Source organism: Kitasatospora sp. NPDC048540, from assembly GCF_040651175.1.
Lineage (GTDB): Bacteria > Actinomycetota > Actinomycetes > Streptomycetales > Streptomycetaceae > Kitasatospora.
In genome coordinates this window covers 32,288-56,408 of the sequence record NZ_JBEZIR010000047.1, presented here as the reverse complement: position 1 = coordinate 56,408, position 24,121 = coordinate 32,288, and the positions used below count along the sequence as shown (strand labels likewise).

The 24,121-nt window shown below is 73.8% G+C and carries 13 protein-coding genes and 2 tRNA genes; 5 read left to right on the top strand and 10 right to left on the bottom strand.

Annotated features, from left to right (window positions below):
* Nucleotides 1–110: 110 nt before the first annotated feature.
* Nucleotides 111–6,395 carry an SDR family NAD(P)-dependent oxidoreductase gene (locus tag AB0D08_RS19965; protein ID WP_359890276.1) on the bottom strand — a complete coding sequence of 2,095 codons (6,285 nt, stop codon included), beginning with the start codon at nt 6,393–6,395 and terminating at the stop codon, nt 111–113.
* Between the two features lie 69 nt (nt 6,396–6,464).
* Complete coding sequence (locus AB0D08_RS19960; RefSeq protein ID WP_033819471.1) at nt 6,465–6,800, bottom strand: acyl carrier protein; 336 nt, start codon at nt 6,798–6,800, stop codon at nt 6,465–6,467.
* 300 nt (nt 6,801–7,100) lie between these two features.
* On the opposite strand from AB0D08_RS19960, the gene AB0D08_RS19955 reads away from it, so the two are divergent.
* On the top strand, nt 7,101–8,774 hold the full coding sequence (locus AB0D08_RS19955; RefSeq protein ID WP_359890273.1) for a glycosyl hydrolase family 18 protein: 1,674 nt from the start codon (nt 7,101–7,103) through the stop codon (nt 8,772–8,774).
* A gap of 68 nt (nt 8,775–8,842) precedes the next feature.
* On the opposite strand, the gene AB0D08_RS19950 is transcribed toward AB0D08_RS19955, so the two are convergent.
* Entirely contained in the window at nt 8,843–9,049 is a 207-nt protein-coding gene (locus AB0D08_RS19950) for a hypothetical protein (protein ID WP_359890271.1), read from the bottom strand.
* Between the two features lie 161 nt (nt 9,050–9,210).
* On the opposite strand from AB0D08_RS19950, the gene AB0D08_RS19945 reads away from it, so the two are divergent.
* Together AB0D08_RS19945 and AB0D08_RS19940 are read left to right on the top strand one after the other, a co-directional pair.
* Complete coding sequence (locus AB0D08_RS19945) at nt 9,211–13,638, top strand: hypothetical protein (RefSeq protein WP_359890268.1); 4,428 nt, start codon at nt 9,211–9,213, stop codon at nt 13,636–13,638.
* Nucleotides 13,639–13,661: 23 nt separating this feature from the next.
* Nucleotides 13,662–14,039: a VOC family protein gene (locus AB0D08_RS19940; protein WP_033819479.1), complete on the top strand. Its 378-nt coding sequence runs from the start codon at nt 13,662–13,664 to the stop codon at nt 14,037–14,039.
* A 67-nt stretch (nt 14,040–14,106) separates the two neighbouring features.
* Here AB0D08_RS19940 and AB0D08_RS19935 read toward each other — a convergent pair.
* A tRNA-Lys gene (locus AB0D08_RS19935) sits at nt 14,107–14,180 on the bottom strand.
* 171 nt (nt 14,181–14,351) lie between these two features.
* Between AB0D08_RS19935 and AB0D08_RS19930 the strand changes: the two genes are divergently transcribed.
* Both AB0D08_RS19930 and pgi read left to right on the top strand, forming a co-directional pair.
* Nucleotides 14,352–15,932: a Na+/H+ antiporter gene (locus AB0D08_RS19930; RefSeq protein ID WP_033819474.1), complete on the top strand. Its 1,581-nt coding sequence runs from the start codon at nt 14,352–14,354 to the stop codon at nt 15,930–15,932.
* A gap of 214 nt (nt 15,933–16,146) precedes the next feature.
* On the top strand, nt 16,147–17,808 hold the full coding sequence (gene pgi / locus AB0D08_RS19925) for a glucose-6-phosphate isomerase (RefSeq protein WP_359890265.1): 1,662 nt from the start codon (nt 16,147–16,149) through the stop codon (nt 17,806–17,808).
* Nucleotides 17,809–18,180: 372 nt separating this feature from the next.
* Here pgi and AB0D08_RS19920 read toward each other — a convergent pair.
* From AB0D08_RS19920 to AB0D08_RS19895, 6 genes are all read right to left on the bottom strand, one after another.
* Nucleotides 18,181–18,254, bottom strand: a tRNA-Lys gene (locus tag AB0D08_RS19920).
* 129 nt (nt 18,255–18,383) lie between these two features.
* Nucleotides 18,384–19,070 carry a bifunctional DNA primase/polymerase gene (locus AB0D08_RS19915; protein WP_199520249.1) on the bottom strand — a complete coding sequence of 229 codons (687 nt, stop codon included), beginning with the start codon at nt 19,068–19,070 and terminating at the stop codon, nt 18,384–18,386.
* A gap of 90 nt (nt 19,071–19,160) precedes the next feature.
* Nucleotides 19,161–19,559, bottom strand: coding sequence for a hypothetical protein (locus AB0D08_RS19910; protein ID WP_233288901.1), 399 nt, complete (start codon nt 19,557–19,559; stop codon nt 19,161–19,163).
* 179 nt (nt 19,560–19,738) lie between these two features.
* Nucleotides 19,739–21,154 carry an AAA family ATPase gene (locus AB0D08_RS19905; protein ID WP_359890263.1) on the bottom strand — a complete coding sequence of 472 codons (1,416 nt, stop codon included), beginning with the start codon at nt 21,152–21,154 and terminating at the stop codon, nt 19,739–19,741.
* Entirely contained in the window at nt 21,151–22,731 is a 1,581-nt protein-coding gene (locus AB0D08_RS19900) for a hypothetical protein (protein ID WP_033818147.1), read from the bottom strand. The genes AB0D08_RS19905 and AB0D08_RS19900 overlap by 4 nt, the downstream gene beginning before the upstream one ends.
* Nucleotides 22,728–23,999: a hypothetical protein gene (locus tag AB0D08_RS19895; protein WP_359890260.1), complete on the bottom strand. Its 1,272-nt coding sequence runs from the start codon at nt 23,997–23,999 to the stop codon at nt 22,728–22,730. The genes AB0D08_RS19900 and AB0D08_RS19895 overlap by 4 nt, the downstream gene beginning before the upstream one ends.
* Between the last annotated feature and the right edge of the window lie 122 nt (nt 24,000–24,121).

The following is a 24,121-nucleotide window of genomic DNA, read 5'->3' as shown; positions in this document are numbered from 1 at the left end:
TCGAGCTGAAGAACTCGCTGGAGGCGGCCGTCCGGGTGCCGCTGCCGCCGTCGCTGGCCTTCGACCACCCGTCCGCCGGGCAGCTGGCTGCGGCCCCCACCGGACCGGCGTCAGGCCGCGGCCGGCGCCGGGGTGATCTGCTGCTCCAGGAACTCGCTCAGCTGCCCGGCGGACGGGTGGTCGAAGGCCAGCGACGGCGGCAGCGGCACCCGGAAGGCCGCCTCCAGCGAGTTCTTCAGCTCGACCGCCACCAGCGAGTCCAGCCCGAGCTGGACGAACTCGGTGTACGAGTCGATCGCGTCGGCGTCCTCGAAGTGCAGCACGTCGGCCACCTTGGAGCGGACGAACTCGTCGATCACGACGAGCCGTTCGGCCTTCGGCAGGGCGGTCAGCGCGTCCAGGTCGAGGGTCCGCGCCGAGTCGGCGCCGGCCTTCACCAGCAGCTCGTACAGCGCGTCGCTGACCGGCTTGGCCGCGGTGAACCGGTCCCAGTCCGCCTCACCGGCCACCACCTGGGCGACCGGCCGGCCGAGCACCGAGGCCAGCGCCCGGGTGCCCTTGGCCGGGGTGAACAGCCGGATCCCCTCGTCCTCCCACTTCTTGATCAGCGAGTCGTCCAGCCGGGCCGACATGCCGACCTCGGCCCACGGCCCCCAGTTGACCGACAGTGCGGGCAGCCCCTGCCCGGCCCGCCAGTGCAGCAGGGTGTCCAGGAAGTAGTTGGCCGCCGCGTAGTTGGACTGGCCGGGCGCGCCGACCACCGAGGCCGCCGACGAGTACCCGACGAAGAAGTCCAGGTCGGGCAGGGCGGCCGCGGCCTCGTGCAGCAGCCAGGTGCCGTACACCTTGGCCCGGAAGACCTCGTCGAGGCTCTCCCAGGTCTGCGCGGGGACCGGCCGGTCGTCCACGGTGCCGGCCGAGTGGATGATGCCCGCCACCGGGTGGGCACCGCCGGCCAGCGCCGCCATGATCCGGGCCACGTCGGCCGGCTCGGCGATGTCGCCCTGCAGCACGGTCACCTCGGCCCGCTCGGCCAGCCGGTCGAACAGGTGCTTGACGTCCTCGACCGGCTCGGGGCGGCGGCTGACCAGGGCCAGGTGCCGGGCCCCGAGGTCGACCAGCTTCTCCGCGGTGACCAGGCCGAGCGCGCCCAGACCACCGGTGATCAGGTAGGTGCGGTCCGGGGAGATCGCCACCTCGCGGGCGGCGGGCGCCCGCTCGCCGGCGAAGTCCAGCACCAGCTTGCCGACGTTGGCGCCCCGGCTGAGCACCCCGAAGGCCTCCTCGACCTCGTCCAGGGTGTACGCGGTCGCCACGATCGGCGGCAGCTGGCCGGACTCGACCAGGGCGATCACGGTGCGCATGATCTCCTGGTTGAGCGGGATCAGCTGGTCCTGCGGCAGCTCGCTCAGGTCGAAGTTGTGGTAGGTCACGTCGGGCCGCTCGGCGGCCACCTGCTCGGGGGTCCAGGCGCCGACCTTGCCGAGCTCGATGAACCGGCCGCCGGTGCCCAGCGCCCGCATACCGGCCGGGATGTAGTCCTTGTTCAGGCTGTTCAGCACGATGTCGACGCCGCGGCCGCCGGTGATCCGCTCGATCTCGTCGGCGAAGTCCAGGGTGCGCGAGTTCATCACGTGCTCGATGCCCTGGGCCTTCAGCAGCGGCCACTTGTGCGGGCTGGCGGTGGCGAAGACCTCCGCCCCGGCCAGGCGCGCCAGGTGCGCCGCGGCCTGCCCGACACCGCCGGCCGCCGCGTGCACCAGCACCCGGTCGCCCTGCTTGATCCCGGCCAGGTGGTGCAGCGCGTAGTAGGCGGTGACGTACACCGAGATCAGGCCCGCCGCGGCGGTGAAGTCGATGTTGGCGGGCTTGCGGACCGCGACCGCCGAGGGCACCGTGACCCGCCGCTTGAACAGGTCGAGGTAGTTGAGGATCACCTCGTCGCCGACCGCGAACCGCGCCTCGGGGCCCGCCGCCAGCACGGTTCCTGCGCACTCGAAGCCGAGCGGCTGGTCACCGAAGTCCTTCAGCATGCCGAGCGCGTTCAGCACGTCCTTGAAGTTCAGGCCGGCCGCGTGGACCTCGACCTGGATCTGGTCGCCGACCGGCGCGATCTCCTCCGCCGGCACCGGCTTGATCCCGCCGAACTGGCCGTACTCCTTGATGGCCAGCCCGAAGTTGGCGTCCTGCCTGGCCCGCGGGTCGACCGCCAGCAGCCTGCGCACGTGCCGGAAGCCCTCCCGGTACGCCACCTGGAACTCGCCGGTCTCCCGGGCGTGCAGCTCGTCCAGCAGCGGCAGGTGGCCACCGGTGCCCGGCAGGTCCAGCAGCGTGGTGCGGTACGCCGGGAACTCGTTCAGCAGGGTGTGGCCGAAGCCCCACAGGCTGGACGCGGCCAGCTGCGACCCGCTGCCCGGCTCGTCGCCGTACAGCACCTGGGAGCGCTCGGTGACCAGCCACAGCCGCTGGTTGCGGCCGAAACCGGCCTGTTCCAGGGCGGCCAGCAGCTCCAGCAGCGCCCGGTAGTTGAGCTCGGACTCGGCCCGCAGCGCCTCGGCGCCGGTGCCCCCGTCGCCGTGCTGCCAGTACCAGGCCAGGTCGGTGACCTGCTGCCCGGCGAGCACCCGGGTGACCTCGGCCGCGGTGGCGGCGAAGCTCAGGCTCCCGCCCTGCTCGGCCAGGCGCGGCAGCGCGCCCTCGAACTCGGCCGCGTCCCGGCCGACCACCAGCAGGTGCCGGCCGGCCACGCTGTTCGCCCCGGCGAGCGAGCGCTTCACCCAGCGCATCTCGTGGAAGAAGCTGCGGCGCGCGCCCGAGAAGGTCTCGGCGACCCGCTTCAGCCCGAGCCCCTTCAGCTCGAACACCGGCCGGTCGCCGTCGAGCGCCAGCAGGTCGGCCGACAGGTCGACCTCGTCGGTGTCGGCCGGGACCACCCGCAGCAGGGTGCGCAGGGTGTCCGCCTTCGGCTTGCGGAACAGCCGGAACCGGCCGAAGCGCACCGGCAGGTAGTCGTTGCCGTCGTCCGCCAGCGCCGCCATGTTGTGCATGGCCGCGTCCAGCAGGGCCGGCGGCATGTGCTCCAGCGCCCCGGCGCTGCGGCCCTCCAGGTCGCCGACGGTCAGGTCGCCGGGGTAGCGGTGCACCGAGCGCATCAGCCGGAACTCCGGGCCGTAGTCCAGCCCGGCGCCCGAGTACGCGGCGTACACGTCCTCGGCGCGCAGCACGTCCTCCGGCCGCTCGGCCGCCTCCGCCAGCGCCAGCAGCTCCTGCGCGGCCCCGGTGAGCTCGTCGGACACCTCGGCCTCGGCGCCGATCACGGCGACCGCGTGCAGCCGCTCGATCACGGCCGGCTCGCCCTGGGCGTCCCGGGTCTCGGCCAGCGACATGATCTCCACCGAGCCGGTGCCGTCCGGCCCGGTCCGCAGCCGGGTGCGCAGCCGGGTGGCCCGCTCCTCGTCCAGGAACAGCGCCTCGCGGAAGCCCACGTCGCGCACCGGCCGGCGGGTGTGGCCGTGCACCGCGTCCAGCAGCGCCAGCACGATCTCCAGGTAGCCGGTGCCGGGGAAGACGACCTGGCCCATGGCCACGTGGTCACCCAGGTAGGCCGGCTGGGTCGGGCTCACCGAGCTGCTGAACTCCCGGATGCCGTCGGCCAGTTGTTCCGGGGTGGTGGTCTCGCTGCCGAGCAGCGGGTGGCTCGCCGTGCGGCCGTCCACCCCGGCGGCCCGCAGACCGTGCCGGTTGGCCCGGTTCGGCAGCCAGTACGACTTGCGGTCGAAGGCGTAGCCGGGCAGCGACACCAGCCGGTGCGGGCGGCCCGCGTGGTAGCCGCTCCAGGAGAAGGCCAGCCCGGCCGCGTAGAACTGGGCGATCGCGGCCCGGATGGTCCGGCCGGCGGTCTCCTTCGGGCTGAGCCCGCCGATCCACAGGTGGTCCTGCGGGGTGACCGACTGCTTGGCCGCACCGGTCAGCGCCGGGGACGGCCCGATCTCGACGATCGCGTGCTTGCCGCGCCGCTCCAGCGTCTTCATCCCGGCGGAGAACTCGACCGCCTCACCGATGTGCCGGATCCAGTACTCCGGGTCGCTGAGCTCCGCGAACCTGGCCACCTTGCCGGTCAGGTTGGAGATCAGGGTCAGCGACGGCTCGCGGAACCGCACGTGCGCGATGGCGGCCCGGAAGTCGTCGAACACCTCGGCCATCAGCGGCGAGTGGAAGGCATGCGAGACCTTCAGCTGCTTGACCGTCAGCCCGGCGTCGGTCAGCTGCGCCACCACGGTGGCCAGCGACTCGGAGCCGCCCGAGATCACGGTCTGCTGCGGCGAGTTGACGGCCGCCACGGCCAGGTCGGGGTACGGCTCCAGCAGCGGCGCCACCTCCTCCACCGGCGCGGAGACCGCGGCCATCCCGCCGGGCGCCGTCACCGACTGCATCAGCGAGGCCCGGGCCGACACCAGCGCGGCGGCGTCGGCGAGGCCGAACAGGCCGGCCACCGCGGCCGCCACCACCTCGCCGATGCTGTGCCCGATCAGCACATTGGGCTTCACGCCCCAGGACATCCACAGCTTCGCCAGCGCGTACTCCAGCGTGAACAGCGCCGGCTGCGCGTACAGGGTCTGCCCGAGCGCCTCGCCCTGGCCGTCCAGGTCGAACATGATCTCCCGGACCGAGCGGCCCAGGTGCCCCGCGAACAGCCGGTCGCACTCGTCGACGTGCTCCGCGAACAGCGGGAACTGCCGGTACAGCGCGGCGCCCATGCCCGCGTACTGCGAGCCCTGGCCGGTGAACAGGAACGCCACCTTGCGGATGTCGCCGCGCGGGCCGGCCGGCTCGGTGCCCGCGTGCTTGGCCAGCAGCGCGGCCAGCTCCTCGCGGTCGGCCACGTTGCCGGCGATCCGCTGGGCGAAGTGGCTGCGGCCGGTGTTGGCGGTGAAGCAGAGGTCCGCGACGTCCAGCTCGGGGTGCTGCTCCAGGTAGCGCCGGTAGCGCTCCACCTGCAGCTGGAGGGAGCGCTTGGTCTTGGCGGAGAGCGTGAAGACGTGGCCGCCCTCGTGCTCCTCGGGCGCGGCGGCCGGGGCGATGTCCTCGACCGCGGGTGCCTCCTCCAGCACGGCGGCCGCGATGGAACCCGCGAAGCCGAAGCTGTTCACCACCGCGCGGCGGGTCTCGGCCTTCCACGGCCGCGCCTCGGTCGGCACGGTGACCGGGATGGAGTCCCACGGGATCCGGCCGGAGGGGGTGGAGAGGTTCAGGTGCGGGAAGACGGTGCCGGTCCGCATCTGCAGCACGGTCTTGATCACGCCGCCGATGCCGGCCACCGGCTCCATGTGCCCGAGGTTGGTCTTCAGTGAGCCGACCGTGACCGGGTTCTCCTTGGTGTGCGACTTCGCGAACACGTCGCTGATCGCACCCATCTCGATCGGGTCGCCCAGCGGGGTGCCGGTGCCGTGTGCCTCGACGTACTGGATGTCGGCCGGCTCCAGGTGCGCGTTGCGCAGCGCGGAGCGGATCACGATCTCCTGGGCGGTGCCGTTCGGCACGGTCAGCCCGGCGCTCTCGCCGTCCTCGCCGATCGCGGTGCCGCGGATCAGCGCGAGCACCCGGTCGCCGTCCCGCTCCGCGTCCGAGAGACGCTTGAGCACCAGCACGGCGCAGCCCTCGGCGCGCACGTAGCCGTCCGCCGACTCGTCGAAGGTCTTGCAACGCCCGTCCGGGGCCAGCATGTTGGCCTGCGAGAACATCACGAAGATCCGCGGGTGGTGCAGGCAGTTGACCGCACCGGAGAGCGCGATGTCGGTCGCGCCGCTGCGCAGCCCCTCGACTGCCAGGTGCATCGCCGTGAGCGAGGAGGCGCAGGCGGTGTCCACGCTCAGGCTCGGACCGCGCAGGCCGAGGAAGTACGACAGCCGTCCCGACAGCGGGAACAGCGTGATGCCCGCCGCGAGGTGGCCGTCCAGCTCCTCGTACGGCAGGCCCTCCATCTCCAGCGCGTAGTCGATCGAGCTGGCGCCGATGTAGACGCCGCCGTTGCTGTGGCGCAGCGTCCCCGGGTCGATGTTGGCGTTCTCCAGCGCCTCCCAGGCGGTCTCCAGCAGCAGCCGCTGCTGCGGGTCGACGAAGTTCGCCTCCTTGGGGGAGATGTTGAAGAACTGGGCGTCGAACTGGTCGATCTGGTCGAGGAATCCGGCCCCGGTGGTGTGGACCTTCCCCTTCTCCTCGGCATCCGCGGGCTTGAACGCCGGGACGTCCCAGCGGTCCTCGGGCACCGGGCGGATACCGGAGCGGCCCTGGCCGAGGAACTCGGCGAACCCCTCGGGAGACTCGTTCCCACCCGGGAAGCGCAGGCCGATACCGACTATCGCGATGGGCTCGTTCTGCTCCGGTTTGTTCGACATTCCCGTTCTTCCCTTTCAAAGGTCGGCCGCCGTGCTGCGGCAGGTCGCTGAGGTGCCGGGCGCGCCCGTCTACAGGGAGCCGGACCCGGCCGGCAGCTCGTCGAACAGGTCGCCGAGCAGATCGCCCGTCAGGTGGTCCAGCAGCTGGTCGATCGTCGGGCTGTTGAACAGGGTGGTGGTGCTGACCGCGATGCCCAGCTGCGCCTCCAGCCGGGTCTTCACCTCGACGATGCGCAGCGAGGTGAAGCCCAGCTGGAACCAGCTCTCGTCGGTGGGCAGGTACTCGTCCTCGTCCATCAGCAGGCTGGCCTTGAATTCCGTCACCACGAGGGATTCCAGGGCCTCCCGGCGCTCGGACCGGGGCAGCGACCGGAGCAGTTCGATCGTCGCTATGGATTCACTCATCGCGTGCACCCGTTTCCGCGCGGGGAGAAGTTCGGCAAAGCGACCGCCTCCGTCGGTTCTGGGCCGTCGTCCCTGCCGGCCCCACGTGGGCAACATGCGAACACGGGCGGCTGACCACGCCCTGACCAGCGACTGACTCGGGCGGGCGGCGGTGGCCGCGGCCCGGTCCGGGATCCATTGACAGGGACTGCCGGATTCGCTTCAGTGGTCTAGTCCAAACCGGTGACGCCGTCGCGCGTCCGGCCTTCCCCCACAAGGCATTTGGGCACCCCCATGTCCTGAGGCAGGAGCATCCCCCACATGCGTACTCCCCGAAGAACAGCTCTGCGCCGCGGCGGCCGCCGCACGCTCGCGGCCGGCACCGCCTGGGCCGTCGCCGCGGCCGGCGCGGTCGCGCTCAGCTTCGGCCTGGCCCCCTCGGCCAGCGCCGGCGAGTTCCTGGTCAACGGCGGCTTCGAGACCGGCTCGCTCGGCCCCTGGAGCTGCACCGGCGCCACCGGCAGCGTGGTCACCGGCCAGTCCCACAGCGGCAGTCACGCCCTGGCCGGCGCCGCCTCGGCGAGCGACAACGCCCAGTGCATCCAGACCGTCACGGTGCAGCCGAGCACCACGTACACGCTCAGCGCCTACGTCAACGGCGCGTACGTCTACCTGGGCGTCAACGGCGGCGCCTCCACCTGGACCCCGGGCACCGGCGGGGCGTACCAGAAGCTCACGGTCTCCTTCACCACCGCGGCCGGGCAGACCAGCGCGACCGTCTTCACCCACGGCTGGTACGGCCAGGGCACCTACTACGCGGACGACGTCTCACTGGACGGCCCGGGGGCTCCCACCAACCCGCCGACCACCCAGCCCCCGACGTCCCAGCCTCCGACCAGCCAGCCGCCCACGTCCCAGCCGCCGACGTCCCAGCCGCCGACCAGCCAGCCGCCCACCACCCCGCCGCCCGGCGGCGGGCTGCCCGCCCACGCGCTGGTCGGCTACCTGCACGCCAGCTTCGCCAACGGCGCCGGCTACACCAGGATGGCCGACGTGCCGGCCTCCTGGGACGTGATCGACCTGTCCTTCGGCGAGCCGACCTCGGTCACCTCCGGTGACATCCGGTTCAACCGCTGCCCGGTCAGCGAGTGCGCCTCGGTCGAGTCCGACGCCGACTTCAAGGCGGCCATCGCCGCCAAGCAGGCGCAGGGCAAGAAGGTGCTGATCTCGATCGGCGGCCAGAACGGCCAGGTCCAGCTGACCACCACGGCCGCCCGGGACGCCTTCGTCTCCTCGGTCTCCGCGATCATCGACCGCTGGGGCCTCAACGGCCTCGACATCGACTTCGAAGGCCACTCGCTGTCACTGAACACCGGCGACACCGACTTCAAGAACCCGACCTCCCCGGTGATCGTCAACCTGATCTCGGCGCTGAAGACCCTGAAGGCCAAGTACGGTCCCGACTTCGTGCTGACCATGGCCCCGGAGACCTTCTTCGTCCAGCTCGGCTACCAGTACTACGGCTCGGGACCGTGGGGCGGCCAGGACCCGCGGGCCGGCGCGTACCTGCCGGTGATCTACGCGATGCGGGGCGACCTCACCCTGCTGCACGTCCAGGACTACAACTCCGGCTCGATCATGGGCCTGGACGACCAGTACCACTCCATGGGCGGCGCCGACTTCCACGTCGCGATGACCGACATGCTGCTCAAGGGCTTCCCGGTGGCGGGCAACACCGCCAACGTGTTCCCCGCACTCGCCCCCTCCCAGGTGGCGATCGGCATGCCGGCCACCGTCAACGCGGGCAACGGCTACCTCGCCCCCGCCGAGGTGGACAAGGCGCTGGACTGCCTGACCAAGGCGGCCAACTGCGGCAGCTACGTCCCCCGCAGCGGCGTCCAGCCGAACCTGCGCGGCCTGATGACCTGGTCGATCAACTGGGACCAGTTCGGCGGCAAGGAGTTCTCCCGGAACTTCGACAGCTACTTCGGCTGACCCGCCCCGACGACGGGCACCGCCGGCCTCCGGCCCCTGCGAAGGGCGCCGGAGGCCGGCGGCGCGGGTCAGCCGCGGCTGCCGCTGAGCGCGGCCCGCAACCACCCCGTCAGGGTCCGGATCAGCCGGTCGGCCCGCTCGGTGCCGTCCTGGCGGAACGGCAGCACCAGCAGCGCCGGCGCGCAGGCCAGGCAGACGAGCAGCAGCGGCAGCAGCGCGAGCGCCACCAGGGCCACCCGCTGCCAGCCGGCCGGATGGTTCAGGAACGTCAACACGGTTGTCTCCTCGGGTCGGTGGGGCCGTGCCCAGCCTCGGTCCGGACCCGGTGACCAGGACAGCGATCCCGGACCCCGGACCGTCCGAGGCGGCTAGGCTCACGGTCACGGCGGGGTCCGAAGGACCGCGTCCGAGGTACCGGCGGTGGGGGACGGACGGCATGGACGGCGGCGACTGGTTCGGCTCGCTCAAGGAGTTGGAGCGCAGGGCGAAGGCGGCGAGAACGGCCGCGGGCCACGACGGCAGCCGCACCCCGGTCCTGCGCGAGCTGAACCTGGCCAAGCAGACGGTCTCGGGATGGTTCGGCAGGAACGTCCCGCCGGACTTCGACGACATCTGGCCGCTCATCGAGTTCTACCTCCGCTGGGCGGGCGATCCCGTCACCCCCGACGTCCGTCGCGGCTGGCACGCGGAGCACCGGGCGGCCCGGCCGCGCCGGGAGCCGGAGCCCGACCGCGGCGGACCGGACTGGGCCGAGCTGATCCGCCGCCACCCGGTCTGGGCGCCGGTCCCACCTGAGTGCGATGACGGCCGACTGCTCGCGCGGGTAGCGGAGTTCGCCCGCAGGCTGGAGCTCGTCCGGCAGTTCAGCCAGGACGACCCATGGCTGGACCCGGGGCTGCCCGCCCGCCACCTCGACCGGGTCACCACCCTGCTGAACTGGATGGCGCCGGAGCACTGCACCCCCGCCGAGGCGGCGTTGCTGACCCTCACCCCGTTGCTCGACCAGGCGTACCGGAGCACCTCCGCGGTCCGGACCGCCGCCGCCGTCGGGCCGCAGGACCTGGGCGCGAGCGCCGACGGCAGCGGCGAGGTCCGGGGCTTCCACAGCTATCTGCTCGGGTACCCCTGGCTGGTCCGCCGCGCGCGCCAACGCGAGCTGCCGGGGCGGGAGCCGGCCGCGCGGGAGATCGGCTGGTGGCTCTTCCACCGGTGGATGGCGGAGAAGCGCGATCTGCCCGAGGCGGCGGTCGCCGACCTCCTCACCGCGGCCGGGGCCGACGACGACCCCGCGTTGCGGGAGCTCCTCAGACCTCGCCGGGTCGCCGGCCTGCTGCACGCGCTGCGCCTGGGGCCGGGGCGGCTCGCCGACGACGAAGCCCTCGGCCTGGCCGTCCAGGAACACCTCGAACCGTACGGCGGTCACCGGCCGGGGACGGTCCGGCTGCGTCTGATCGGGCTGCTGCTGGCCGTTGCCCGGGTGATGGCCCTGGAACCGTCGGACCTGCCGATGGTCCTCGTGGAACACCTCGGCGTCCCGCACGCCGTCGACCTGGACCGGCTGCGGGACACCGTCGGGTCCGCGACCTGGCGCCGGTACGGTCCGCAGGACCCGCCGAAGGACTGCCGGCTCGAGGCGCTCTGCGACGACCCGGCGACCCTGTCGGCCCTGCGCGAGCAGGTGGAGCGGGTCGACGCCCTCCTGCGGGTGGTCCACCGGCTGGCGGACCGGCATCCCCCGCTCGCCCCACTGCGCAGGCTGCCGACCCACGCGTCCCCCGCCGAGGTGCAGCCAGCCCGCGGCGAGGACCGGAGCCCGCGGTTCAGCGACCGGACGGCGAGGTTCACCGTGGACGAGCGGCAACTCCGGGAGCTGCTGATGGGCAGCCGGTTGTACGGCAGCCCGACCCTGGCGATCCGCGAGATGTACCAGAACGCCCTCGACGCGTGCCGCTACCGGCGGGCCCGGGTGGAGTACCAGCTGCGTTCCCAAGGCCTCGACGTGCATCCCGACTCCTACCGGGGCGAGATCACCTTCCTCCAGGACGTCGACCAGGACGGCCGCCCCTACCTGGAGTGCCGTGACAACGGAGTCGGCATGGGGGAGGAGCAACTGCTCGGTGTGTTCTCGCGGGCCGGTTCCAGCTTCACCGGGACCGACGAGTTCGTCCAGGAGTCCGCCGACTGGGAACGGCACGGCATCCGGATGTTCCCGAACAGCCGGTTCGGGATCGGCGTCCTGAGCTACTTCATGCTGGCCGACGAGATCCGGGTGACCACCTGCCGGATGCACCGCCTGCGCGGCCAGGGCCCGACCCTGGAAGCGATCATCGCAGGCCCCGGGCACCTGTTCCGGATCGAGTCCCCGAGCGGCTGTGCGGCGACGCCGCACACCGTCGTCCGGCTCTACCTCAGGGAGGGCGAGCTCACGGAGTCCTGCGTCGACGTGCTGCAGGACCTGGTCAAGGTCTCCGAGTTCACGCTGCACGCGGTCGACCTGACCCGCGGGCTGACGGCACGGTGGACGCCGTGGACGCTCAACCCGGCGTCCCGGAGCGCGAGCCGCGGGGCCGCGTCGGGCGGCGCCGGGCGGAAGGCGTCCGAGCCGCTGGTGCACGCTCGGCGGCACCCGCAGGGGCAGGTGATCTGGCGCTCCGGCCGGATGGAGCTCCTGGTCGACGGCGTACGGGCGGCGCCGGCCGTCCGCAGCGGTCTCGTCTCGGGCTCCGAGGCGAGCTGGCTGGTCCCGGAGGGGATCGAGCTGGGCGATGGCCGGCCGGCCGGCGCCTTCGTCAACCTCTGCGGGCCGGACCCGGTGGCCCTGTCGGTGGACCGGAAGACCATCGTGGAGGACGTGACGGACCGGGTCGAACTCCTGCTGCGTGCAGCCGCCGTCGACGTGGTCGAATCCGGCTTGCTCGGCCACCGGTGGATCTGGTCACTCGGTCCGGCGCTGGGGGACATCGTGACCGAGGCGGCCGTCTCGCGGCGACGGCTGCTGGCGGTGGGGCCGAGGAAGCTCGATCTGTCGGCCGCCGGCTTCTTCCAGTCGGACCTCGCGCTGCTGGAGACCACGCGCCTGGGGGTCGAGCGGATCAAGCTGAACAGCATTCCCGACCACCTGCTGCTGTGGCGCCTGCTCGCACTCGACCTGCTCGACGAGTGGCCGCAGCTGGCCGAGGAGATCGGCGACCGGGAGGCCCTGGGCCCGCTGCTGCCGGCCCTGCCCAGCGACGGGAGGCTGCTCGGAACGGACCGCACCTGGAGGGAACCGCACTCCGTGGTCGAACCCGGCCTGGTCCTCACCCTCGCCGATGATCTGGGCCGCCCGCCCGCGGAGGTCGCTGCGCGGATGTCCGCCCTCGGGGTTCTCGGGTTCGGACCGGACCTCTTCGCCGACCGGCCGGTGCCCGATCGGGTGGACCGCAAGCTGCTCGGCCTCGATCCGGACCGTGACAGGGCCCGGGGCCGGCCGGAAATGGGCCGGCCGGAGGTGGGGCGGCCGGTGCCGATCGGGCGGATCCTGGAGATGCACGTCGACCTGGGCACGGGTGTGCACGAGATCGTCCGCAGGCTCCGCGGCTTCGGCTGCCCGGTCCCCCTCGCGGACGCCCTGCCGGACCTGATCGGTCCGGTGGACCGGCTGATCCTCAGCCGTGGCCGGAACGGCAGGGTGCCGTGGCTCGATGACGATGACCCCGTTCCGGCGGGCCGGATCGTGACGGCGGCCCGGGAAGCCGGGCTGTCCTGCGACGACGTGGCCGCCCGCCTCCGCGGCTACGGCTTCGTGGTGGGGACGGCCTTCCCCGAACCGGTCGACGGCGACCTGGTCGTCCTCAGCCGGGACGTCGACGGCGAGGAGCCCTGGCTCGCTCCCGGCGAACCCGTGTCGGCGACCCACGTCCTGCTGGCGGCGTCGTCCGTCGGGGCTCCGGCCGAGTACGTGCGGGAACGGCTGGCCGCCTACGGCTTCGAGCCGGACCCCGTGCCGCCCGGCCTCACCTGGTCGGACGTCGACCGGATGCTGATCAGCGTCAACGCCGACGAAGAGGCGCCGTGGTTCGACATCCGGCAGCCCGTGCCGCTCGCGCGACTGGCCTTGGCCGCGTGGCGTACCGACCGTACGGTGCGGACGGTGGCGGCCGGCCTGGTGGGCCTCGGCTTCGACCTGGAATCCGAGCCGCCGGCCGGGAAGGAGTCGGAGCGGGACCTCCGGCTGCTCGGGAAGGCCGTTCTCGGTGATGCGCAGGACGACGAGGAGAAGGACGAGTCCTTGCCGTGGGACACCCTCGCGACGGGCCGGGTGCTGCGGGCCGCACAGGCCGTCGGGATGGCGCCGGAGCAGGCGGTCCGCCGGCTGACGGAGCTCGGGTTCACCGTCCGGCACGGGGAGGCACTGACGGCGGGCACCCGGCCCGGTGACCTCAACCTGCTGAGTCGAAACCTGGACCAGCGGGCGCCGTGGCTGACCCCCGGCAGCCCGGTCGGGTACGGCCACGTGGTGCGGGGAGCACTGCACCTGGGCGTACCCGTGGCCGAGGTGGCACGCCGGCTACGGCGCCTCGGGATCGATGCCCGGGTGCCGGTCGGCGACGAGGCGACCCGGGACGATCTGGTCCTGCTCAGCACCGAACTGGACGGCCGGGCGCCGTACCTCGCCGAGGGCGTGCCGGTGCCGCTGTACCACCTGGCGTCCGCGGCCCGACTGTTCGAACGGCCGTTGAAGGAGATCGCGGACCGCCTGAGGGTGCTCGGGCACGAGGTCGCCGACCCGGCCGAGACCGTCCGACGGGCACTCGCCCTGGTGCCGTGGGCGGCGCCGTCGGGGGCCGCCACCGGCATGCGGCCCCCGTCACCGCGGGCCTAGCCTGGAGACAGGAGGTGGTGACCATGTTGGCGGACGCGCCGCTGGTGGCGGTCATCCCTGCCGGGGACCTCGACCGGGCGAAGCGGTTCTACCGCGACACGCTGGGTCTCAAGGTCGCCCGGGAGGGTACGGAGGACATCGCGTTCGAGTGCGGTGGTACGCAGCTCGCCGTCTACCGCACCCCGAGCGGGGGCCAGGCGGCCCACACCCTGGCCAGCTGGAAGGTGGCCGATCTGGACGCCGAGATGACGGACCTGCGCGGCCGGGGGATCGTCTTCGAGGAGTACGACCTGCCGGGCCTGAAGACGGTCGACGGGGTCGCCGAGGCCGACGGGATGCGTGCGGCCTGGTTCAAGGACAGCGAGGGCAACATCCTCTGTGTGAACCAGGTGCCGGACTGACCGGCCGGGAAGGACCCCGGAACGCCGAAGGCCCCCTTGCTCTCGCAAGGGGGCCTTCGATCGTCGGTGCGCCGCCAGGGACTCGAACCCCGGACCCGCTGATTAAGAGTCAGCTGCTCTAACCAACTGAGCTAGCGGCGCCTGCTGACGGAGAGAACATTACCTGGTCAGCGGCCGAAACTCCCAATCGGTTCCAGGCCGCCGGGCGGGGCCGGACCGGCGAGCCGCGGGATCGGTGCGCTTTGCCGCTTTTACTCTGATCGGAGCGCCCGGAGCCGGTCCCGGGCCGAGCCGAGGAGAGGGAGCACCCCGGTGGCCCAGCTGTCGCTGCTCTTCCTGGTGCTGCTCGCCGCGGTGGTGACGGTCCCGGTCGCCCGGCGCTCCGGGATCCCGCAGCCGGTGCTGATGACACTGCTGGGCATCGTGATGGCCCTGGTCCCGCAGATCCCCGACGTGAAGGTCGAACCGGAGCTGATCCTGCCGCTGGTGCTGCCGCCGCTGATCTTCGCGGTCGCCCGGCGCTCCTCCGTCCACTACTTCCGCACCAACCTGCGGTCCATCCTGCTGCTCGCGGTCGCCCTGGTGGTGGTCACCACCACGGCCGTCGCCGGGGTGTACCACTGGCTGGTCCCCGCGGTGCCGCTGGCCGTCGCGGTGGCCCTCGGCGCCCTGGTCTCGCCCCCCGACCCGGTCGCCGCCGTCGCGGTGGCCAACGCCGTCGGACTGCCCCGCCGGCTGGTCGCCGTCCTGGAGAGCGAGGGCCTGTTCAACGACGTCACCGCGATCGTGATCTACTCGCTCGCCATCGACGCCGTGGTCAGCCACGACCTCTCGGTGCCGCACGCGCTGGCCCGCTTCGTGCTGTCCGCGGTGGTCGCGGTGCTGATCGGCATCGCCCTCGGCTGGCTCAACGCCAAGCTCGCCGGGCTGCTGGACGACCCCACCCTCCAGGTCGCGCTCAACCTGCTGGTCCCGTTCGCCGCCTACACCCTGGCCGAGGAGGGGCACGGCTCCGGCGTGCTGGCGGTGGTGGTCTGCGCCCTGTACCTCGCCGACCGGGCCGCGGACGCCGACGACGTTGCCTACCGGCTGGTCGGGAACGCCTTCTGGGAGATCGTCGAGACGCTGATCACCGGCGTTGCGTTCGGCCTGATCGGCCTGGAGCTGTCCACCGTGCTCGCCGACGTCAAGGACAGCTGGCGGGGCATGCTCGGGGAGGCCGCGGCGGTGATCGCCACCGTGGTGCTGGTCCGGCTGGTCTGGCTGCTGCCGGCCGCCTGGCTGTCCCGGCGGGTCAGCCGCAGCGACGAGGACACCCCGCTCAGCTGGCGGGAGACCGTGGTGCTGTGGTGGTCGGGGATGCGGGGCGTGGCCACCGTCGCCCTCGCCCTCGCCGTCCCGCTCACCCTGCACGACCGCACCGCCTTCCCCGGCCGCAGCGAACTGATCTTCGTGGCGTTCAGCGTGGTCTTCTTCACCCTGCTCGTCCAGGGCCTGACCCTGCCCTGGCTGGTCAGGCGGATCGGCCTGGACACCGGCGGCGACGCCCACGAACAGGCCGCCAAACAGCTGTGGTGGCGCGCCTCCAAAGCCGGACTGCGGCGGCTCAACGAACTGGAGGACGAGGAACAGCTGCCGTCCGAACTGGTCGAACGGCTGCGGGAGCGCCAGCACGACCGGCTGACCCGGCTCTACCCCGAGCGGTACGAGGACGGCGAGGCGGCCGAGGCCAAGCGCCGGATCTCGCTGTGGCGCAAGGCCTACGGCATCGAACAGGAGATGATCGCCGCCTCCCGCCGCGAGGTGCTGGCCGCCCGCGGCGAACCCGGCGCCGACCCCGAGGTCGCCGACCAGGTGCTGCGCCAGCTCGACCTGCGCTCGCACCGCAAGTGACGGCGGGTGACCGGCCGCGCGGCCGGGCCCGGATGACACCCGGTGAGCCGCCGTCGCGTGGCCGTGGCGGCCACGGGCCGGGCTGGCCTTAGGCTGGCCGTGGGCAAGGCCGTCAACGGAGTCGGCGCACGCACCGCTGTACCGCCGGACCTCGCGCAACCCTCCGCTGGGCCCTGCCGGTAACCGCAAACCGGATGACTCGAGGAGCAAACCGATGTCGGAGAACCCCGCCACCGGCCGTACCCCGTTGGACCGCACACCGCAGTGGGCCGCGCTGGGGAAGCACCGGGCGGAGCTCGGTGAGCAGCACCTGCGCGAGCTGTTCGCCGCCGACCCGGACCGGGGCCGCCGCTACACGCTGCGCGTCGGCGACCTCCAGGTCGACTACTCCAAGCACCTGGTCACCGACCGCACGCTGGCGCTGCTGCGCGAGCTGGCCGCGGCCACCGGGGTGGCGGAGCTGAGGGACGCCATGTTCCGCGGCGAGAAGATCAACATCACCGAGCACCGCGCCGTCCTGCACACCGCGCTGCGCGCGCCCCGCGGGGCCGTGGTCGAGGTGGACGGCGAGAACGTGGTGCCCGCCGTGCACGCCGTCCTCGACAAGATGGCCGCCTTCGCCGACCGGATCCGCAGCGGCGAGTGGACCGGCCACACCGGCCGCCGGATCCGGCACGTCGTCAACATCGGCATCGGCGGCTCGGACCTGGGCCCGGCGATGGCCTACGAGGCGCTGCGCGCCTACACCGACCGCGGCCTGGACCTGCACTTCGTCTCCAACGTGGACGGCGCCGACCTGCACGAGGCGCTGCACGGCCTGGACGCGGCCGAGACCCTGTTCATCGTGGCCTCGAAGACCTTCACCACCATCGAGACCATCACCAACGCCGTCTCCGCCAGGAGCTGGCTGCTCGCCGAACTCGGCGCCGGCCAGGAGGCGGTGGCCCGGCACTTCGTCGCGCTGTCCACCAACGCCCAGGGCGTCGCCGACTTCGGCATCGACCCGGCCAACATGTTCGAGTTCTGGGACTGGGTCGGCGGCCGCTACTCCTACGACTCGGCGATCGGCCTCTCGCTGATGGTCGCGATCGGCCCGGACAACTTCCGGCAGATGCTGGACGGCTTCCACCTGGTCGACGAACACTTCCGCACCGCCCCGCCGGAGCAGAACGTGCCGCTGCTGATGGGCCTGCTCGGGGTCTGGTACGGCGCCTTCTTCGACGCCCAGTCGCACGCCGTGCTGCCGTACTCGCACTACCTGTCCAAGTTCACCGCCTACCTCCAGCAGCTGGACATGGAGTCCAACGGCAAGTCCGTCGACCGCGACGGCAATCCGGTCGGCTGGCAGACCGGCCCGGTGGTCTGGGGCACCCCCGGCACCAACGGCCAGCACGCCTACTACCAGTTGCTGCACCAGGGCACCAAGCTGATCCCCGCCGACTTCATCGGCTTCGCCGCGCCCGTCCCCGGCCTGCTGCCCGGCCTGGTCGCCCAGCACGACCTGCTGATGGCCAACTTCTTCGCCCAGACCCAGGCGCTCGCCTTCGGCAAGACCCCCGAGGAGGTCGCCGCCGAAGGGGTGCCCGCCGAACTGGTGCCGCACAAGACCTTCCGCGGCAACCACCCGACCACCACCGTGCTGGCCACCGGCCTCACCCCGTCGGTGCTCGGCCAGCTGGTCGCCCTCTACGAGCACAAGGTGTTCGTCCAGGGCGCGGTCTGGAACATCGACTCCTTCGACCAGTGGGGCGTCGAGCTCGGCAAGGTGCTGGCCAAGCGGATCGAGCCGGTGCTGCTCACCGGTGCGGGCGCGGACGCGCTGGACAGCTCCACCGCCGCGCTGGTGGACCGCTACCGCGAGCTGCGCGGCCGCTGACGCCGGATGCCGACCCGCCGCCCCGCCGGGCACTGAGCACGGCGGGGCGGCAGGGCGGTCAGGCCGTCGGCACCGGCCGCGGTGCACCGGCCGGGCCGGGCAGCGACAGCTCCACGGCGACCAGGACCACCGCCGCCAGCACCGCCGCCCCGGCCGCCGGGCGCCACCACCGCCGGGCGGCGCGGTGCGCCGCAGGGCGGCCGCCTCCGGGGCGGCCGGCTCGGCACGGAGCCACGGCTCCCACCCGGCCCGTTGATCATCGGCTGTCATGGCCGCGGAGACCAGCAGCGGACCCGACGGTGGCGCCGCCGAATTCCGGCCCGGGAACGCCGAAGGCCCCCTTGCTCTCGCAAGGGGGCCTTCGACCGTCGGTGCGCCGCCAGGGACTCGAACCCCGGACCCGCTGATTAAGAGTCAGCTGCTCTAACCAACTGAGCTAGCGGCGCCTGCTGACGTGGAAGACTTTAGCAGCGGCCGGGCGCGGAACCAAAATCGAATACGGCCGCCCGGGCACCCGGGGTTCAACGGGCGTTGCGCCGCCCGTCACCCCGCCGCCTTGACCATGGCCGCCGCGCTCACCGCAGCGGGGTGGGCGCCGGAAGCCCGGCGGGCGGCACCCCGTCGGCAGCCCCGGAGCCGGCCCCGCTGCCGTGGGCGGCCCGGGCGGCCCGCACGCAGGCCCAGAGCACCACGGCGGCGCCGGGCAGCCACGGATCCTGGGTGTCCGGCGCGACGATCCACCGCCCGGGGCCCTGCCCGGGGGAGTCCGGAGCGTTCAGCATCCGCTGCACCGGCGGCACCGTCACCGCGTCGCCCTGCCCGTGGCAGAGCAGTGGCGGCACGTCCCGGGCCCACTCCTCCCAGGCCAGCAGCGAGCGCAGCCGGGCCGCCGCGCCCGGCTGCACGAAGAGCAGGGTGCGCCCCCGGAAGGAGGCCACCGGACCGCAGCCCGGCCCGGAGGCCCACAGCTCGTCGAGCACCCGGCGGCCGAACAGCGCCGGCATGCTGATCACGTCGAAGACCCTGCCGCAGGGCAGCACCGCCGGCGCCCACGGGCGCGACTCCCACAGGGCGCGCATGCTGCGCGGGTACTCGCTCGCCGAGGCCAGCCAGGTCTCCCCGGCGACGGTGACGTACTCCACGGATTGATACGTCCAGATGTCCACGGCAGCAGCCTGGCCCGCGCGGCGAGCCGCGCGCGCGGGAAGTGACGTTCGGCGGACAAATCGGGGGGTGACGGCGTACCCTTCCCGGCCGCATATGCCAGTGGCGATTCGAACTGGTCGACGGACCGCCCCCGGCCCGGCGCGGAACCGCTTCTCCCGCAGGTCAGGGGTGGTACGGGGACGGGCTCAGAGCTGCTCGCCGCGGCGCTGCAGCCCGCGGCCGTACTCGACCATCCGGGCCGCGTAGTCCGGGGTCCAGTCGGCGCGGGCGCCGATCTCGGCCGGCGTCAGGGCGTCGAAGCGCCGCGGATCCGCCAGCTGGGCCGCGGCGAGTGCCTGGAAGTCGGTGGCCCGCTCGGCGGCCGCGCGGAAGGCCACGGTCAACTCGGTCGAGCGGCGCAGGAGTTCGGTCGGGTCGTCGATCGACTCCAGGTCGAAGAAACGCTCCGCCTCGGGTTCGGCGGCCTGCGGTTCGAAGATCAGCTGGGCCGGACGCAGCCGGCGGGGTGCGGTGCCGCCCTGATCCTGGGCGGCCGGTGCGGGCACGCCGCTGCGGTCGGACGCCGGTGTACGGGGATCGGGCATGAACGCTCCTCCAGATGGTCGGCCGACCCGGGGGCCGGCCGGTCGGGACCGGGCCGCCGTCCATTGTCACTCCGCGGCCACCGGTAGCGGAACGGTGCGCGTGCGGTTGCTATTCCCCGTTTCGGGTGGCGCGGGCGCCGCCGCACGCCCCGGGGCGCCGCCGCCCGCCCGCTCTCCCCTCAGAGCCGGACGCGGTGCTCCGCCAGGTGCGCCAGCACCGCGTGGTTGGCCTCCCAGCCGTCGGGGAACTTCACCGCCACCCCCAGCTGGACCGGCTCGGTGGACGGGTGCTCGTCCAGCAGCTCCGCGATCCCGGCCCGGGCCACCACGATGCAGGCGTGCCGGTGGCGGGAGGCCAGCACGCACAGCCGCCCGGTCTCCAGGTGGAACGCGGTGGCGTCCGGCCGCCCGGACAGCGGGTGCAGCACCACCGTCACGTCGTACTCGCGGCCCTGCAGCCGGTTGGCGGTGTCCACCGTCACCGCGGGCCCGGCCGCCGGATCCACCGGCACGCCGAGCCCGGCCAGCGCCGCCCGGACCGCCGCCGCCTGGTCGCGGTGGGCGGTGCCGACCGCGATCCGGCCCGCCGTGAGCGGCGTCGAACCCTGTTCGGAGTGCGCGGACAGCCCCCGGTCCAGCAGCCGCCGGACGGTCGCCGCGACCGCCGCCACCGCCTGCGGGTCGGTCCGTACGGTGTGCCGGGCCGGCAGCTCCAGCAGCGCCCAGCCGTGCTCGGCCGCCTCGTCGATCGCGGCGTCCACCGCGGAGCCGTCCGCCCGCACCCCGGGGGTCAGCCGCCGCTCGCCCGCGCCGGTGCCCGAGCGGAACGGCGTGTAGGGGTAGAACGCCGAGGAGATCAGCGGCGCCGCCGTCGCCGGCAGCCGCCAGGACACCGGCAGCCGGTGCGGCCGGATCGCCGGGTTGTGCGCGAGCAGGGTGACCACCGCGCTGCCGGACGGGTCGTACGACAGCCCCGCCCACTGCTCGGTGCCGACCACCGTGAACGGGTCCAGCTGGCCCGGATCGCCGACGAACAGCGCCCGTTCGAACAGCCGGGCAACCGCGAGCAGCGCGTCCGAGCGCATCTGGTACGCCTCGTCGACGATCGCGTGCCGCCACGGGTCGGTGTCCTTCACCCACTGCCACTTCGCGGCGGTCGAGATCACCACGTCCAGCTCCAGCAGGTCGCCGGCCTTGGCGGAGGCGGTGACGTTGCCGTGCCGCAGCGCCTCCGGGGCGGGCCGGGAGTCGGCGGCGTGCAGCCGGCCGATGGTGAGGTCCGGGCCCTTCTCGGCGAGCCGGTCCACCAGGTCGTCCACCTGGCTGTTGGTCTGCGCCACGATCATCAGCCGCTCACCGGCCGCGACCAGCTCCCGGGCGGCCCGCACCACCAGGGTGGACTTGCCCGCCCCCGGCGGGGAGTCCACCACCACGCCGCGCGGCGCGCCGGGCACCGGGTGCACGGTCTCGGCGAGGATCGCCGCGACGGCGGCGTCGGCGGCCGCACCGGGCGGGACGGGCCCGTCGGGCCCGGCGCCGGGGCCGGGGACGCCGAACAGGACCGGAGGCTGATGGACGGTCATGGCGGTGGTCATTCCCACTCTTCGGAGCCGACGGGTGAACTCTGCCCGGCGCCCGGCGGGCCGCCGTGCGTCCACGGGGTGTCGTCCGGTTCGGGCAGCGGCGCGGACTGACGGGCGGTCAGCTCGAACAGGGTGAACACCACCCGCTCGCCGACCTCCGGCACGGTACCCGGCTCCGGCTCCTTCTTGCGGCCCATCCCGGACAGCAGCCGCACCGTCACCTCGCCCGGCGCCGCCGCGACGATCTCCGCCCGCTGCGCGGTCGGCGGGCCGCCGGCCCGGTGCACCTCGCGGCCCGGATCGGCGTGCGGACGGTCCGGGGTGGCGAGCGTCACCAGCGGCCGGGGCTTGGGGGAGCGGCCCGAGGTGTCGTACTCCGGGACCACCTCCGTCACGGTGCCGCTGAACGCCTCGCCGGCCAGCCGGTGCCCGGCCATCGCCAGCGGATCGTCCAGCGCCTCCTGGATGTCCAGCCGGGCCTGCTCCCGCTCGCGCTGGGCCAGCTTGCGGGCGGCGGTCACCGCGTCGTCCCGGCGCGGCTGGGGCGGCTCGCCGGCGGCCACCCGGTCGCGGTGGCCGGTGTACGACCAGCGGTCGCCCTCCCAGCGCTCGGGCAGGTGGGCGGCGGGCGGCAGGCCGCGCAGCAGGTCCAGGCCCTGCCACAGGTCCCGCCAGGTGGGCAGCAGCTCGGCCTCCAGCGCCTCGTGCAGCCGCTCCAGCGCCCGCTTGACGTGCAGGGCTGCCCGGTCGGTGTCGGCCGGAGCGGCCTGCCGGAGCGCGGCGAGCGCCGCGTCGTGGCGGGTGATCGCGGGCGCCAGCACCTGGGAGTCGAAGCGGGGGTCGGTGAGCGGGCCGGCCGGCGGGTGCAGCAGCCGGCCGTCCCCGTCGCGCCCGGTCTCGGCGCGCTCCGCCGCCTCGGCGCCGGTCAGCCCGTCGGGCGGGTGGTGCCAGGCCAGCTGGGCGGCCAGGTGCTGGTCCTCCAGGTGGCTCTGGCCGGTGGCCCAGTGCCGGGCCAGCAGCCCCGTCATCGGCAGCAGCATGCTGCTGCCCGGGACCTGGGCGCGCTCGGCCAGGTGCGTCAGCCACCGGCCCAGCAGCGGGACCTGAGGGGGCGCCGGGTACGGTCCCGGGTCCGCGTCCTCGGCCGTCCGCCGGAACCGGGTGGACCGCCCGAGCAGGGCCAGGTGCCGCACCGCGCCCGGGTTGGGGACGATCAGCTGCGGGGCGTCCGCGCACAGCTCGCGGACGACGGGGATCTTCTCGCCGGACTCCGGATCCTTCTCGGACCCCTCGATCTGTTCCACCGCGTCGGCGAACGACTCGAGGTAGGGCAGCAGTTCGCCCGCGAAGGCGGCCAGGAAATCGAAGCGCTGGGTGCGGTTGAGCGGCTGCGGCACGATGAACAGGCGCGGCGCCAGCCGGTCGGTGCCCAGCAGCACCGCCAGCGGCGCGCCCTCCTCGCCGGCCGCCGCCACCGGCACGACCACCATCGGGCGCTCGGACAGGTGCCGGTGCCGGACGGTGGCCAGCGGCTCGGCCCGGCCGCTGCGGACCGCCTCCAGCCGGGCGAGGGTGTTGAGCAGGCTCACCGGACCGGCCTCCCCAGCGCCTCGGCCCGCAGCGCCGCCGCGTACGCCAGCCGGGCGGCGGCCTCGTCGGCGTCGCTCCCCGGGTCGGTCAGGCCGCCCGGATCCGCGCCGCCGTCCCGCTCGCGGGAGGCCGGCGCGGGAACCGGGATCGGGACGGGGACGGGGGAGCCGGTGCCCTCGGCCGCGGCCAGCGCCTCGCCGACCGTCCGGATCGAACCCAGCTCGCCGCGCACCCCCCGCCCGAGCTGCTCCACCGCGTCCGCGCATCGGGCCTGCGCCCGGCAGTGGAAGCCGAGTTCGCAGGCCGACAGGCAGTCCGGGCTGTAGGCGGCGGGCACCGCGGCGACCGCGGCGGCCAGTTCCTCGGCGGGCCGGGCGGGGGCGCCGGTGCTGTCCGGGGCCAGGTCGAAGGTGGTCCCGGCGGGCAGCGCGCCGAGCAGCTGGTCGATCCTGGTCAGCCGGGCCAGCTGGCGCCGGGTGGTCGCCAGTTCGCGCCGGACGTCGACGGCCGCGGCGGTCGGCCGGTTGCTGAAGTCCTGCGGGCAGACCAGCAGCACGGTCAGCGCCGGGCTGCCGGGGAACTCGTCCACCTGGTACGGCCCGGCGGCGGCGCTGCGGCCGGCCAGCAGCGCGGCCGTCTCCTGGAGCGCCAGCACGTAGACCGCGGCCTGCCGGGCGGCCGCGCCGACCTTGGCCGGGTCGGCGACGCCGTCCAGCACCGGGAAGGACTTGATCTCCACCACGGTGCACCGCCCGCCGTGCACCACCACCGCGTCCGGTTCCAGGTAGGCGAGGCTCCCGGCCACGGTGAGCCGCAGCATGGGGTGGTCCAGCAGCGTCCAGCCGTCGAGGTCGGCGGCCGCGGCGGCGAGCACCTCCCGGGTGCGCTCGGCCCGCACCGCCGGGGTGGCCCGGGGCAGCAGGTCGGGCACGGTGGGCGGGGTGCCGCCCTCGGGTGGCAGGCCGAGCAGCCGGCGCAGCGGGCCGAGCAGCGCCGCGTAGCCGTCGTCCTTGAGCCTGGCCTCGAACACGTTGCCGCGGGCGATGGCGAAGGGGGACTGGCCGAACGGTGCGGGGCGGCCCAGCTGCTGGGCGACGGCGGCCTTGTCGACACCGGCGGCGTCGAGCACGGCCCGGCGGCGACATCCGGGGTTGGCGGCCAGGGCGGCGAGGGCGCGGGCGTCGAGGCTGCGCTGGGGCGTCGGTCCGCGCAGTTCGGCGAGCCGTCGCGCCAGGGGGTCGGCCTGCGCAGGGTGCGAGACGTTCATGGTGCGGCCCAGTGTCGCACCCGGCACCGACAATCCGGGCGCTCCCCCCGCGGGGGCGGCCGCCCGGCCGTTCGGGGACCCGGCCGCGTCCGGTGCCGGACCTGGGCCGGACCCGGGCCGGA